Origin of the sequence: Pseudarthrobacter sp. J1763 (assembly GCF_050490295.1) — a bacterium.
Classification (GTDB): domain Bacteria; phylum Actinomycetota; class Actinomycetes; order Actinomycetales; family Micrococcaceae; genus JBNPEO01.
This window is the reverse complement of the sequence record NZ_JBNPEN010000005.1, coordinates 231882-244700: the sequence shown is the minus strand read 5'-3', so window position 1 is coordinate 244700 and position 12819 is coordinate 231882. Positions and strand designations below refer to the sequence as shown.

14 protein-coding genes and 1 pseudogene are annotated in these 12819 nt (G+C 60.7%); 5 read left to right on the top strand and 10 right to left on the bottom strand.

Annotated features, from left to right (window positions below; genetic code table 11):
- Positions 1-435: transposase (locus tag ACQQCD_RS07465; RefSeq protein WP_430267761.1), on the bottom strand; the 435-nt coding region annotated here is incomplete at its 3' end.
- Between the two features lie 46 nt (positions 436-481).
- On the opposite strand from ACQQCD_RS07465, the gene ACQQCD_RS07460 reads away from it, so the two are divergent.
- The 3 genes from ACQQCD_RS07460 to ACQQCD_RS07450 all read left to right on the top strand — a co-directional run bounded on the left by ACQQCD_RS07460 (position 482) and on the right by ACQQCD_RS07450 (position 2836).
- Positions 482-1450 carry a tyrosine-type recombinase/integrase gene (locus tag ACQQCD_RS07460; protein ID WP_430267760.1) on the top strand — a complete coding sequence of 323 codons (969 nt, stop codon included), beginning with the start codon at positions 482-484 and terminating at the stop codon, positions 1448-1450.
- Between the two features lie 223 nt (positions 1451-1673).
- Complete coding sequence (locus ACQQCD_RS07455; protein ID WP_430267759.1) at positions 1674-2288, top strand: helix-turn-helix transcriptional regulator; 615 nt, start codon at positions 1674-1676, stop codon at positions 2286-2288.
- Positions 2285-2836 (top strand): DUF6036 family nucleotidyltransferase, encoded by a 552-nt coding sequence (locus tag ACQQCD_RS07450; protein ID WP_430267758.1) that lies wholly within the window; start codon positions 2285-2287, stop codon positions 2834-2836. The genes ACQQCD_RS07455 and ACQQCD_RS07450 overlap by 4 nt, the downstream gene beginning before the upstream one ends.
- Positions 2837-3068: 232 nt before the next feature.
- Here the strand turns inward: ACQQCD_RS07450 and ACQQCD_RS07445 are convergent.
- From ACQQCD_RS07445 to hxlB, 4 genes and pseudogenes are all read right to left on the bottom strand, one after another.
- Positions 3069-3527: pseudogene (locus ACQQCD_RS07445) on the bottom strand (glucose-6-phosphate dehydrogenase); the annotation flags it as partial.
- Positions 3528-3642: 115 nt separating this feature from the next.
- Positions 3643-3915 (bottom strand): hypothetical protein, encoded by a 273-nt coding sequence (locus ACQQCD_RS07440; RefSeq protein WP_430267757.1) that lies wholly within the window; start codon positions 3913-3915, stop codon positions 3643-3645.
- A gap of 119 nt (positions 3916-4034) precedes the next feature.
- On the bottom strand, positions 4035-4658 hold the full coding sequence (hxlA, locus tag ACQQCD_RS07435; RefSeq protein WP_430267756.1) for a 3-hexulose-6-phosphate synthase: 624 nt from the start codon (positions 4656-4658) through the stop codon (positions 4035-4037).
- A gap of 50 nt (positions 4659-4708) precedes the next feature.
- A complete protein-coding gene (gene hxlB / locus ACQQCD_RS07430; protein WP_430267769.1) occupies positions 4709-5245 on the bottom strand; it encodes a 6-phospho-3-hexuloisomerase in 537 nt (178 codons plus the stop codon).
- A gap of 231 nt (positions 5246-5476) precedes the next feature.
- Here hxlB and ACQQCD_RS07425 point away from each other — a divergent pair, with 231 nt between their 5' ends.
- Positions 5477-6787 (top strand): LuxR C-terminal-related transcriptional regulator, encoded by a 1311-nt coding sequence (locus ACQQCD_RS07425; protein WP_430267755.1) that lies wholly within the window; start codon positions 5477-5479, stop codon positions 6785-6787.
- Positions 6788-7327: 540 nt separating this feature from the next.
- Here ACQQCD_RS07425 and ACQQCD_RS07420 read toward each other — a convergent pair.
- Positions 7328-8653 carry an ISL3-like element ISPfr2 family transposase gene (locus ACQQCD_RS07420; protein ID WP_430267754.1) on the bottom strand — a complete coding sequence of 442 codons (1326 nt, stop codon included), beginning with the start codon at positions 8651-8653 and terminating at the stop codon, positions 7328-7330.
- Positions 8654-9168: 515 nt separating this feature from the next.
- Between ACQQCD_RS07420 and ACQQCD_RS07415 the strand changes: the two genes are divergently transcribed.
- Positions 9169-9822 carry a hypothetical protein gene (locus ACQQCD_RS07415; RefSeq protein WP_430267753.1) on the top strand — a complete coding sequence of 218 codons (654 nt, stop codon included), beginning with the start codon at positions 9169-9171 and terminating at the stop codon, positions 9820-9822.
- Here the strand turns inward: ACQQCD_RS07415 and ACQQCD_RS07410 are convergent.
- The 4 genes from ACQQCD_RS07410 to ACQQCD_RS07395 form a co-directional block, all read right to left on the bottom strand.
- Positions 9800-11122 carry an ISL3 family transposase gene (locus ACQQCD_RS07410; RefSeq protein WP_430267752.1) on the bottom strand — a complete coding sequence of 441 codons (1323 nt, stop codon included), beginning with the start codon at positions 11120-11122 and terminating at the stop codon, positions 9800-9802. The genes ACQQCD_RS07415 and ACQQCD_RS07410 overlap by 23 nt on opposite strands.
- A gap of 163 nt (positions 11123-11285) precedes the next feature.
- Positions 11286-11597: an AzlD domain-containing protein gene (locus ACQQCD_RS07405; protein WP_430267751.1), complete on the bottom strand. Its 312-nt coding sequence runs from the start codon at positions 11595-11597 to the stop codon at positions 11286-11288.
- Positions 11594-12364 carry an AzlC family ABC transporter permease gene (locus tag ACQQCD_RS07400; protein WP_430267750.1) on the bottom strand — a complete coding sequence of 257 codons (771 nt, stop codon included), beginning with the start codon at positions 12362-12364 and terminating at the stop codon, positions 11594-11596. Before ACQQCD_RS07400 ends, ACQQCD_RS07405 begins: the two co-directional genes overlap by 4 nt.
- Positions 12340-12786: a DoxX family protein gene (locus tag ACQQCD_RS07395; protein WP_430267749.1), complete on the bottom strand. Its 447-nt coding sequence runs from the start codon at positions 12784-12786 to the stop codon at positions 12340-12342. The genes ACQQCD_RS07400 and ACQQCD_RS07395 overlap by 25 nt, the downstream gene beginning before the upstream one ends.
- Positions 12787-12819 lie beyond the last annotated feature (33 nt).

The following is a 12819-nucleotide window of genomic DNA, read 5'->3' as shown; positions in this document are numbered from 1 at the left end:
TCCCGGTGCCGAATCGTTGTGGGCGTATCGATAGCATCCCTCCAGCGGTAATACGAGGACCGTGGAACACCGAGTTTCCGGCACATGAACGCGATCTTCTCTCCAGCGTTCTCCTCCTGCTGAACAAGGCGGTAGAAGTCTTCTACCGTTGCTCTTTGGCGATAGATGCGCTGAAACTTTTTTTAGGAATTCGTTCTCCCGTTCCACTTCACGTAACCGGATTTCCATCGCCTTGTACTTCGCTGCATCAACCGGGGTGTCCGGTGTTCGGGCGCCGCCAGTCTCGCCTTCACGGTCGAGCCTGATCCAGCGTTTGAGAGCGGTCAGGGAAACGCCAAGCTCAACGGCTACCAGAGCTAATGGCCGGCCAGAGGAACTAGCCAACGCAACAGCATCAGCCTTGAACTCATCAGAATAGGTGGGTCGAGAAGACATGAGAACAATCCTTTCAAAGACTGTCTCAGATCAGTAGTACACCTCATTGCCTCGGCCTGCCGACCAAACGGGGAAACAGGGCGTTCCGACCGTCGCGGAAGTTGTCCAGGAGCATATCGACCTGCTGATTCGTCCGTCCCTTGGGACTATCGGGTCGTATCAGCGGATGCTTGACCTGCGGATTCGAAACTCGATAGGTCACATACCAGTTGACGAGTTCGGGTACCGGGACGTCATACACTGGGTCAAGGGCATTTCCGTCGCAGGTGTCGCACCTAAAAGCATCAAGAACATGCACGGGCTGCTGTCAGCTGCAATGAAGACCGCCGAGTTGCTCGGGTACATTTCCCGCAATCCCTGCCGAGGCGTCCCCCTCCCCACGGTTGAAAGGGCAGACGACGACGCTCTGTTCCTCACCCATGCCGAGTTCAGCTTGCTCACTGAAGGAATGCAGCAGTACAAGACTTTGGCTCAATTCCTAGTCATGACAGGGGCCAGGTTCGGCGAGGCAACCGCGCTCAGGGTCGCCGATATCGATCTGCTCTCTAAACCGCCGACCGCTCGCATCAACAAAGCGTGGAAACGCGACGGGCAATCCCGCTATTACCTGGGCCCGACCAAAACCAGGGCCGGAAAGCGTAGTGTCGGGCTCAATCCCGCCCTGGTAGACCTGCTCATTCCTTTAGTGGCAGACCGGCCCGGCAGCGAGCTGCTGTTCACAACGCCCGGCGGCCAGCGAATCGCTCACAAACCCTTCTGGCAACACCACTGGGTGCCAGCTGTCCGTGCAGCGCAAGTGCAGGGCCTGACGAAAACCCCGCGAATCCACGACCTGCGGCACACACATGCCTCCTGGCTCATCCACGACGGTGGAATTTCCCTGTTCGCGTTATCACGACGTTTAGGCCACGCATCCGTTCGAACGACCGAGCAGGTGTATGGACATCTCATGCCTCAGGCGTTGCAGGATGGCGCCGACGCGACCGAAAGGTCCGTCAGGGGCCTCAAGTTATAGATTCGCTTAACCCGTTTCGTTCTTCTCCGCTGGAGCCCGGGCGGCGGACCCTGCCCCACTTCGGGACCAGCTGTGGGAGTCACTGTGAGGAGGCATTTTTCAGGCGTTGGTCCCAATTTTTTTCTCGTGCAGCCGAGACGCTATAGGCGCGCGCGGACAACCTGAAGCCCAGCCATCAATCGCACACTATGATGGATTTATCCGACATGGAAGTGTGGTCGCCGTGAAGAAAATCCAGGACGCGCGGGAACTTGGCGAGCAGGTGAAAAGTCACCGGCTCCATGCTGGCCTGTCCCAGGAGGCACTTGCCCGTTCAACCGGTGTCAGCCGTTCAACTCTCATTGATCTCGAGCAGGGCAGGAACGTCTCCATCAGCACCGCCCTGAAGGTTCTTTCCCAGCTGGGAACCTTGCTGGCCATCGAGGAGGCCCCTCGGGAACCGGGGCTCTACTGGACCGCGGAAACGGCAGCCCGTGAGATCAAGCGGGAGCTGCGCAACGGCGATCCGGATTTCGCCATGCGCGTCCTCTCCATGGCCGCCAGTTATTTCGACCATCTCAATTCCACTGACCGCCGACGATTCCTCCGCACCCGGCCCGCTTCGACTGGACGGAAACGCTGGGATGCCCTGCTGGCCAGGACTTTCGCCTACAAATGCCATCAGCACGGACTGAATGAGCCGGTCTGGACGAGCACCCCACCGCTGGAGTCGAAATGGTATGCAACCCCGCGCAAGCACGTCTCGCCTGCCTGGAAACAACGAATGGCAGAACGAACGCCCGTTGAATTCGCCGAAGCGAACATCGTCTTCGATGCCGCCAACCTGGCCGCAGCATGAGAGCAGGACGCCGCGCATCTTACCGATCCGATGACATCCGGGAACTTCTCATAGAACTGTCCCACCGGCTTCATGCCAGAGGCGCGGGCGCAAACATCTATCTCGTCGGCGGAGCCGCGATCGCCATCGAGTTCGACTCCCGTCGCTCCACAACAGACATCGATGCCGTGTACCACCCCGAGCAGACGGTGCAGGACGCAGCCACGGACATGGCACAAGAAATGGGCCTGGACCCGCGGTGGCTGAACAACGCCGCCCGGGCCTACATCCCGGACGGACAGGACACGGAGGCGGCGGAAGTAACGATTGCCGACAACCTCGTGCTGCGCGTCGCCTCACCAAGGTTCCTCTTAGCCATGAAGCTCGCCGCCGGCCGCGACCGAGACATCCCCGACATCGCAGTGCTCTGTCGCGCCCTGGGCATAAGCACCGCCGAAGCGGCCGTAGACGTAGCAGTCGAACTCTACGGTGAGCACTCAATGCAACTCACTAACCGGGAGGACCTGCTCCTCGTCGCCCAAGAGGCCCTGGACAGCAACAGCAACTAAGGCGCGCAGCTTGACGGAATCTTCATTATCGGCGTTTACTCACGGGACTGCGGGGACAGTGCCAACTCCGGGGATCACTGGACAGTCGTCGATCACAGGCGCAATCTGGCAATGTGCGCAGCTACGACGTCCGCGTTGGTGAGACAAATCCGGTTGAAGTCCCGCGGCGGCTCCCACTCGTGCGCACACCTGTGGAGGACATCGAGGACAGCCAGGCTGCTTTGCCTTTGCTTTGTTCAAAGGCCTTCGGCGGGATCGACAGATAGAACGCGTGGTTCCCGCGGGTGCCGCGGACATCATCGAGTTCCTTGATGGTCTCGCCGAGCCGCTCAAACGCAGCGTCGTCGTCGAATTCACCCTGGACGAACCGGATGCCCTCGGAGAGCTGGTTCCAGACCGCCTCATCGAACGGGGTCCGTGCGTGGGCCTGGACGGAGGCCTTCACCTCAGCGGCGAAGTCCTCCTTGTCCCACTCACGGCGGGCGAACCCGACCAGCGCGAAACTCGGCGGCAGCAGCCCCCGGTTGGCGAGGTCGTACACGGCAGGCATCAGTTTCTTCCGGGCGAGGTCGCCGGTAACCCCGAAGAGCACCAGCGACGACGGACCGGCAATCCGGTTCAACCGGCGGTCACGCGGATCCCGCAGGGGATTCCGGCCTGCACGTCGGTGCGGTGCAATAGTGGTATGCATTCCGGCCTTCGTTAGTCGGGGTCGAAGTGTTGGTGGATGAGGTCATGCCACCTTTCTGAAAGGCGACTCGCGCATCGTCCTTGAGCAGGGAGGGAATTGCCTGCTTTCGCTCAGGTCAGGGACCGGGGAAGGATGGCGTGTGGAAAGCGTAATCGGGGTATAGGGTGACCTTGTCGCTGCGGAGGAACAGCCGACGCATGCCTGTTTTTTCCTCGATGACCCATAGGACTTCTCCATCGTCCGTTCGGTCATCAACGCGCGCGGCAAACAGAAAAGTGTTCTCAGACCAGATTTCGATACGATCCCCGTTTTTGAAGAAATACCACTCTCGGTACATGCCGGGAGTTCTTGTGAGGGGTTCGACAGCGATCTGTGGTGACTGGTTCATTGGGGCTTCTTTCCCAGACTTGTCAGGCAGCACCTCATAGAATTGCCTTCAGTATGAAGGCAAGGTTGTGGCGGCCGTCCCTGAAAGGTCGGCCGCCGCAACAAACAGATGTCCGCAAACTAGGCGATAGCTGCCTTGAGTTCCTTGGCAGCCAGGGCGGGATCGGCCGCGCCGTAAATGGCGCCACCGGCGACGGCAACGTCAGCGCCGGCCTTCTGGACGGCCTGGATAGTCGATGCGTTTACGCCACCGGCTACGGAGAACGGGACCTTGGCCTCTTCACCGGCCTGGAGCAGACCGTTCAGATCAAAGCCCGGCTGGGCCTGCTCGTCCAGGCCTGCATGGAATTCGATGAACGTGGCGCCGAGGGCTCGGGCTTCCTTCGCGCGCGCCACCTTGTTGGGAACGCCGATGAGGTCCACGACGATGCCCTTGTTATGTGCTTTTGCAGCCTTGACCGCTCCAGCGATGGTGGAGTCGTCCGCGCTTCCGAGCACAGATACGAGGTCTGCTCCGGCTTTGAAGGCGATCTCGGCTTCCAGCTCTCCGGCATCCATTGTCTTCATGTCGGCGAAGACAATCTTGTCCGGGTGGGCTTCCTTTACTGCCGTGACGGCTGAGAGGCCGGCGGCTTTGATCAGCGGGGTGCCGAGCTCGATGATGTCGACATATTCGGCAACTTTGCCGGCCAGCTCGAGAGCGTCTTCGACGGTGAGGAGATCCATAGCAACCTGAAGTTTCACGGTGGTTTCTTTCTGTTGGGAACTGCGGTGGTTTGAAAGGTAAGCGATTGTTATTCGAGGTTTGCGTGCCTGAGCCAGAGTTGTTCAGCCGGTTCGTCGGTGTTGTCCCAGAGAGTTTGGAAGACGGCTTCAGTGGCGAGGAACAGGGCCTGTTCGAAGAGGCTCCCCGAGTACTGGCGGGAAACCGAGGAGCCGTGGTCGGTCTTCTGCGCCGCAGGGATGATCACCAACGCATCGGACAGGCCAGCCAGCGGTGATTCTTTGTTTGTCGTGAATGTTGCAATCCGCGCACCGGTTGTAGCTGCGGTTTCTGCGGCTTTGACGACACCAGAAGTGGTTCCGGAACCTGAGGCGACCAGAAGCAGATCACCCGCGGAGATCGCCGGGGTGGTGGTGTCACCAGCAACGTGCACCGCATAACCCAAATGCATCAACCTCATCGCAGTCATACGCAGGACCAGGCCGCTGCGGCCGGCCCCGGCAACGAAGATCCGGCCCGCGTCTCCAATTAGAGAGACAAGCGAAGCAAGTTGATGCTGGTCGATCCCGGCAACAGTTCCAGTGATTTCCTTCGTGACTAACGCCAAGCTCTGAGCAAGGGAACTTGCCGTCTCCTCCAAGGAGGAAGAGGCAACGGATGTCGGGGTCACGGTTTGTGTCCTTCACTTCGATGGGGGCCAGCCAGCAGCCGGTCCGGTGTTTTTCCGAACCTTCATCCATCGTTTCGTATCGAAAGGATAGGGGTAATCCTATTTTCGGACGGTTCTTACTATCACTTCGGATAGGAGGCTCTTAGAGGCGCCCGCTAGAGTGTAGGGATGAGCGTAGTTGTAGAACAGCCGGGAAGAGCCACCTCTTTGGCACTTCCGGACGTGAAGGGAACGTTCTTGCAAGCGGTTTCTGCTTTGGCGGACGCACCTTTGACTGACATTGCTGAACGGTTACGCGAAGCGTTGCTCCCCTATGTGGGCAGTACCGCGCTGGTGATTTTCACTGAAGACTGCACCGGCCGCCCTCAGAAAAAAGCCGGAGAGGAAGAGATCATCTCCAGGGTCTCCATCGGAGAACTCGAAAGACTGAGGGCGTCCCTCCCGAGTGATAACCCCTGGCAGGGTGACGCGGAAATAGCAGGCGCTCCTCGGGCCGTGCTCGCCGTCAAGTTCTCTTTAAGCAACGCCCTGCTCGTTATCACGGATCCCCACCCGGCAGAAGGAACCGCACAAGACTCGCCAGTTGCTCTAGTGGAATACCTGTGGCAAATCGCTGCACGGCGAATACAAGAAAAGGTGGCCGACGCTCCACCGTCCTACCTGATCGAATCACGGGCAGCCTCCGCAGAACGCCTCAGGGTGACAGCTGAACTCGTTGACCTGCATTCCACAACGCTGGAAACACTACTCGCGGCCTTACGCTCACCATCCTTGGACCACGCCTCAGCACGTTCAACGGTTACAGACCTTGCGGCCAGAGCCCTCGTCGCGCTGCGGACGGTCAGTGACCGCACAACGGACCTGGTCGAAGAACCGGTCGCCATGGCATTCGAACGACTCCAAGAGGATCTTCGCCCGCTCACCCGCTTCAGCGGCGTTAATGTCCAGTTCATTGAGCCGCCGCTCAATGGTCGGGCACTCCCTGGCGAAGTTGCTCATGCTGCACGGGCAGTCGTCCGCGGACTGGTTCTGGCCATGATTGAACAACCGGAAGTCCGGCGGATCCGCGCCCAGTGGGACTGCGACGGCGAGAACCTCTTGATTAATGTCCGTGACGACGGCCAAGGCGCCCTCTCAACCGACGCAACAAATATCGAGCGGTTGGAGCGACGTGTTCAGGTGCTTGCCGGAAGCATGCAAATCGACGTGATGCCAGGTTGGGGCGCGGACGTAGCAGTTACGCTCCCCCTGAATGCGCCAGCCAGCCCACCCGGGGACGCCACGGGCTGGAACCTCGCCGCGCGGGAAATGGAGGTGCTCCAGCACATGGCGGCCGGGAAACGGAACCGAAGCATCGCATCGGCGCTCAACATCAGCGAAAACACTGTTAAATTCCACGTCCGTAACCTCTTCAAAAAGCTCGATGTACGCTCACGCACTGAAGCTATCGCCCTTGCACACAGCCACGGAGTCCGTTGACGAGCAACGCTCTTTTGCTGATTGCTCCTCTCCAACAGGTGATTGTCTGTTTCGGTTTCGGCCGAGCAGCGTCAGCTTCAGTAAGGGGCGGCGGCCAGAAGAGCTACAAGTCAGGACGAGGTGCCTACGATCCCTTTGGTCATGAATTTCTCGATGCCCCGCAGTCTTTCCAGCTTATGGTCCGGCCAAGCACACCCCAACCTGACGTCCGAAATCTCCCTCAGAACACGTCAGAATAGAGCCCCGAACGCGATTCCTATACACGTATGATGATCACTTTCAGACTCCAACCTGACAGATGGCGGCTGGCTCTGAGCACGGGCTGCTGTACTGCCGCGCCGCTATATTGCCTTCCAGCTCCTATGGCTTACGTTCCTGCTGTCCCTTGTCCGCCTCAACTCTTGGCAAGGAACAGGAGCCGGCGCAGCCTGGACAGCAACGCGGGCTGCGTCTCATTTGCAGCAGCAGCTAACTGAGCAGTTCGCGCCGCTTCGACCCTCAGCGCTTCCTGATGAGCAGTGGATGCTTCGTTATACCGGCTCATCCCAATCGGGGGTGTAGGAGTTGGGGTCTGAAGCCGCCGGTCTCGAGCAGGCTTCGGGCGATGTAGTTGGTCAGGTTGCGGAACCCGAGTGCGGAGCCGCGCAGGTGTTCGAGCCGTCCGTTGAGTGCCTCGGTCGGCCCGTTGCTGGTGCCGGGTCGTTCGAAGTAGGCGAGCACGTCGGCGGCTCGCTTCTTCAGGGTCCGGCCCAGGGTGGTGAGCTCGGTGAGCACCTTGGGGACGCCGGCGCTGAGGTCGGTGATCAGCTTCTCCATGAGCTCGCGGCCACGTTGCCGGTCCTCGTGGCGATAGGCGGCGATCATCCGCTGGTAGACACCCCAGGTCGCCTCGACCTCGACGTGAGCGTCATCAACGAACAGCGCGCGTAGCCTGTCGCTCTGCTTGTCGGTGAGCAGGTCCGAACCGGTGTGCAGCGTGCGCCGCGACTTGTAGAGCGGATCGTCCCTGAACCCACGGTGCCCGTGGATCGCGAGTTGGACCCGGCGCCGGCACCTGTCGAGGGCGTCACCGGCCAGGCGCACGACGTGGAAGGGATCCACCACCGTGACCGCGTCCGGGATCTCCTCCGCAGCGGCGGTCTTGAACCCGGTGAAGCCGTCCATCGCGACCACCTCGACCGCGTCACGGAAGGCGTCGTCGCGGTCGGCGAGCCAGGTCTTGAACGCCGCCTTCGACCGGCCCTCGACCATGTCCAGCAGCCTTGCTGGGCCGGCGCCATCGCGGACCGGGGTGAGGTCGATGATCACGGTGACGTACTTGTCGCCACGCCTGGTGTGGCGCCAGACGTGCTCATCGACGCCAATGACCTTCACGCCCTCGAACCGCGTGGGGTCGTTGATCAGCAGCCGCTTGCCTTCGGCCAGGACCGCGTTGTTGGCGGTGTCCCACGCGACCCCGAGTCCCTCGGCGACACGTGCGACGGTGAGGTGTGCGACCACGATCCCTTCCAGCGCCCACCGCAGCCCGGTGCGCGAGAGCTTCGCGCGTGGCTCCGCCGCGGCGCTGGTGTCTTGGCGCCACACGTGTCCGCAGTCGGCACAGCGGTAGCGGCGCACTACAACTTCCAGCACGGTCGGTCGCCAGCCCAGCGGCTCGTGGGCCAACCGCCGGATCACGGTGTCACGAGCGGCGCCTTCGCTGCCGCACCGTCGGCACCACTGATCTGGTTCCACCACGCGGCACGCGAGGACCGCACGATCCGGTTCAAGTCGTTGTCCGGTCACGCTCAGACCGAGGCCGTCGAGTCGAGCGAAGGCGGTCAGGTCAGGGCGGCCGAAGCCGGCCGGCGGGGTAGCGTCGGACACGTCGAGGTCTTTCCGATGGATGGCGTAGGAACCTCCGTCGTCGGGAGACCTCGACGTCTATCTGCGGACCGACGCGCCCGGCCGACCTACACCGTCATCTGAGAAGACCCGGATAACCCCCCAAGGATTGTCCCCGGCTGTGGGCAGCGGCCCTGTCTTCACCCAACACCCGCAACTGTGCAACAGGCTGTTATGGAATTGATCAATCCGAGAGTCGACGGCGTCCGTGGCTTATTCTCGATCAATGAGCGATATCCAAGATGATGCACTTCGGATAGCCCTAGTCAGCCACAAGGCCCGAGCGGACGAGGAAGACAGTCGCCAATCCTGGAAAACGTTTTTTTGGTCCGTCTGCTTCTACGCCTGTTTCCAGTTCTTTTATGTGATGGCAAAATTGGCCGGTCCGGCAATTACTCTAGAGAATTTGCCATGGGAAAAACTTTTCCTCTGGAATTGGAGCGGAGGAGGCTACGTCAATTGTTCTTGGTTTAGCTGCTTTTATTGTCACAATCAATGTGGCAGTCTTCGCCGCCAGGCTCGCGCCGCCTTTGGATGATGTTTCAGTGTTAGACCTGGCCCGCTGGCAGCGAAGGATGCAGTTTCTGGCGCCGCGTGCAGGACAGGTGGCAATCGCAATCTCATTGACTCAGTTTGCCGTGCCAGCGCTCGGATTTGGGCTCCTCCTCATCAGTCTTCTCGCTGTCACCGCCGCGGACCTGCGTATCGCTGGGCGCTTGTCTGCGCTCCAAATGGAAGTAGATTCTGCAAAGAAGTTTTCGGATCATGCCCAGAAGGAATTCGAACGTTTGAAAAGCTCTTTTCGAAATCCTCTCCTGGCTAAAGTGGAGGGGGACGGTGAGACGAGTTGGAACAAGGCAAGCGCGCTCGTCATCCTTCCAACAGTTGCCTTGGTTACGGCTGAGACCTTTGGTCTCCTAATTCTTTGGCAAGGGGAAGGGGTGTTCCGTGGGTACGGTCTTACCGATTATTTTGGTTTCTACCTTTGGTTTGCTTTTGCGCTTTGGGGGGGTTCTCTTGCTCCTGACCGGGTCAACACTGAATGTCATCATCCACGCAGCTGCTGGGAGGTTGGTGAGAAGAGCCAAGCTTGGGCCCAAAGTCGTGCACTATGGGGGCCCTTCGCATTTAGGCATGGTTGGTTTGTTTGATCCGGTAGGGCCGGTGGCCGCCGGCGGCGAGTAGGCATCTGAGTCGGTAGTTGGTGAAGTTGCGGAAGCCTCTGGCGATGCGGCGTGTGGTTTCGATGACGCCGTTGATCGCTTCGGTGGGCCCGTTGGAGGCGCCGTTCGTGTCGAAGTAGGCCAGGATCGCACTCTTCCATTGTTTGAGTGTCCGGCCCAGGCGGGCGACTTCCGGGATTGGGCAGGACGGGAAGGACCCAATGACTTCATTCACGAGTTCCCTGCCCCGCTCCGGCCGGGCGTGATAGATGTTGCGGAGCTTCTGGTAGCACTGCCATGCGAGGGTGACTTCGTCGTCGGGGTCCCCGACAGTGAGTTTCGCGTCCAGCCGTGCAGATTGCTTGTCGGAGAGATGTTCAGCTCCGATCTGCAGGGTCCGGCGGATACCGTAGAGCGGATCTCCCTTGCGTCCGCGGTGCCCGAGAGTGTCCTGCTGGACGCGGCGGCGGACCTCGTCGACCATAGCCGATCCGAGTTTCACGACGTGGAAGGCGTCCAGGACCGTGATGGCTTCGGGCAGTTCGTCGCGGATCGCGTTGGCGTATCCGCGGAACGGATCCAGCGCCGCTGTCTTGATCCCGGCGGTGAACCCGGGGCCACGGTCTTTGAGCCAGTCGGCGTAGGCCTTCCCGGACCGTCCCGGAACGAGGTCCAGCAGCCGTGCGTGGACCAGGCCGTGGGTGTCGCGGGTGTGGTCCACGATTCCGGTGACCATCCCGGTGCCGGGCGGGCCGGTGTGTGACCAGACATGCTCATCGACGCCGAGCGCGTTCACACCTTTCAGCCTGCCGGCCGCGGCGATGCGTCGGGTGGCTTCGGCCTTGATCGCGTCCCAGACTGTGTGCCAGGAGACCCCGAGCTGGTGGGCCAGAGCGGAGACCGAGGTATCGAAATACTGCAGCGCGTCGGTCGCCCACCCAACAGCCCGGGCGGTGAGTTTCGCCCGTGGGCCCGCCAGCGGGTGTTCCTCGGTGAACGTGGTCCTCAAGCAGTCCGGATCCGGACAGCGCCAGACACGCTTGGCCCACAGCAGCCGCACCGGCCTGCCGAAACACGGAATGTCATGGAGCCGGACCCGGCGGCGCCCGTGGCCGACAGCAACGACGCCGCAATCGGGGCAGCCGGTAACGTCCTCCCCGGTCTCGACGCCAAGAACCAGGCCGGTCCCGGTGGTCATGACCGTACTGACGTGGACGCCTTCGACACCGAGCAGCGCATCCGCGCGCGTGCACCAGCGGCCGCCAGAACAAGACATAGAGTTATTCATGTCAGGGTCTCTTTTGGTATTGGTTTGCTTGGTCGCTACCAATTCAAAGAGGCCCTGACCTCTTTCCTCCCGCACCACGCCGCACCGAAATCGCGGCGGAGGCTCAGACCGCCCTAACCACGCTCATCTGCGAAGGGCCCATTCCTGATTACGAAGAGCAACTTTACGGCATCCCGGCAAGGCGTAGGAGGGCCGCGGCAGCGGCACCCACAATGACAACAACCAAAAACGGTGCCTTCAAGAACAGCGCAATCGCCGCCGCTACCAAGGCCCCCACGCGAGCGTCAAAAGCGATCGCTTGGCCGCTCGCGATGGTGTTCACCGTGGTCAAGGCAGCCAAGAGGCCAATAGTCAGAGTTCCGGCTACGCGAGTCATTCGCGGGTTCTTGAGCCAAGACTCGGGAACCAAATAGCCGAGAAGTTTGGTCAAGTACGCCACGAGGCACGCAAGGAGAATCCAAGGCCAAAGGTTCATTTTTGCCCTCCCTCGTGGTGCTGGATCTCTTCGGTGTTCGTGTGAGCATAGGGATCCATGTCCGGTTCCAAACCCTCAGTGGCCGGCCCTTTGCTCAGAATTCCGAACGCAGCCGCCACAACTGCTGCCACAAGAATGGGTACACCCGCCGGAACCCAAGGCACGGCAAGGACCGTGGCCACGGCGCAGCAGACGGCAATAGCACCGGCTTCCCTTGATTTCAGTCGCGGCCACAGCAGCGCCAAGAACGCAGCAACCGCAGCGCCGTCGAGCCCAAATTGCTTGGGATCACCAATCGATGCGCCGGCCAGGGCGCCAATCGCAGTGCAGATATTCCACCAAATCAAGATGCCAACACCGGCGGTCCAGAAGGCTCTACGCTGCTCGGCCCGATCCGTCTGTCCACTTGCCGTGGCGGTGGATTCGTCGATAGTGATGTGAGCTGCGGCGTATCGCTTCCAGCCCTTGGGCCCAATAAGCGCAGCCATTTGCATGCCGTAGACACCATTGCGAATGCCCAAAAGTGCGGACGCGGTCATGGCTGCGACGCCCGAGCCGCCGCCGGCCACCACGCCAATAAAAGCGAACTGGGAACCACCACTAAAAAGCAGCAAACTCAGTGCCATGGTCTGCCAGAAATCCACGCCCGAGGACACTGAGAGCGCGCCGAAAGAAATCCCGTATAAACCAGTGGCAAAACTAATTGACAACCCAACTCGGACTGCCGGGGACTGCAAAGACTTCACACGCGCCGTCGCAAGCTCCACGCCCAGGCGATGAGGGGAAGCTGAAGGGGAAGGCGAACGGTGTGGAATTTGCGCTCTTTGGCCGAACCTCGCGGACCGTACGCACGTTCCAGGGCGTACACATGACCGGCAATAAAGGCAGTGAACATGCTGGCAGTTGCCGTGGCCGAAGCGCGACGTGTTCCCGGAATCAACAGCCCCACAGCCGCTGCCGCTTCTGCCCAGCCACTCGCAGAAACCCAGCCGTCACGGCTGAGAACTGCCAGCGGTGACTTCGACGTCTGCCCCTCCGGAAGTTCTGCATCCGAACACAGGTACTTCGGGACCACAGTGTAGTAGAACTTGGGGTCGCGGAAGTGCTTGACGGCACTCGTCAGCAATAGCGCGGCCATGGCCGCTGCGGAAGCATGCTGAACAACGTTCTTGGAGATCCGGATAGACATGCATCTACCTAATCACAGGGGAGCGGCGCGGCA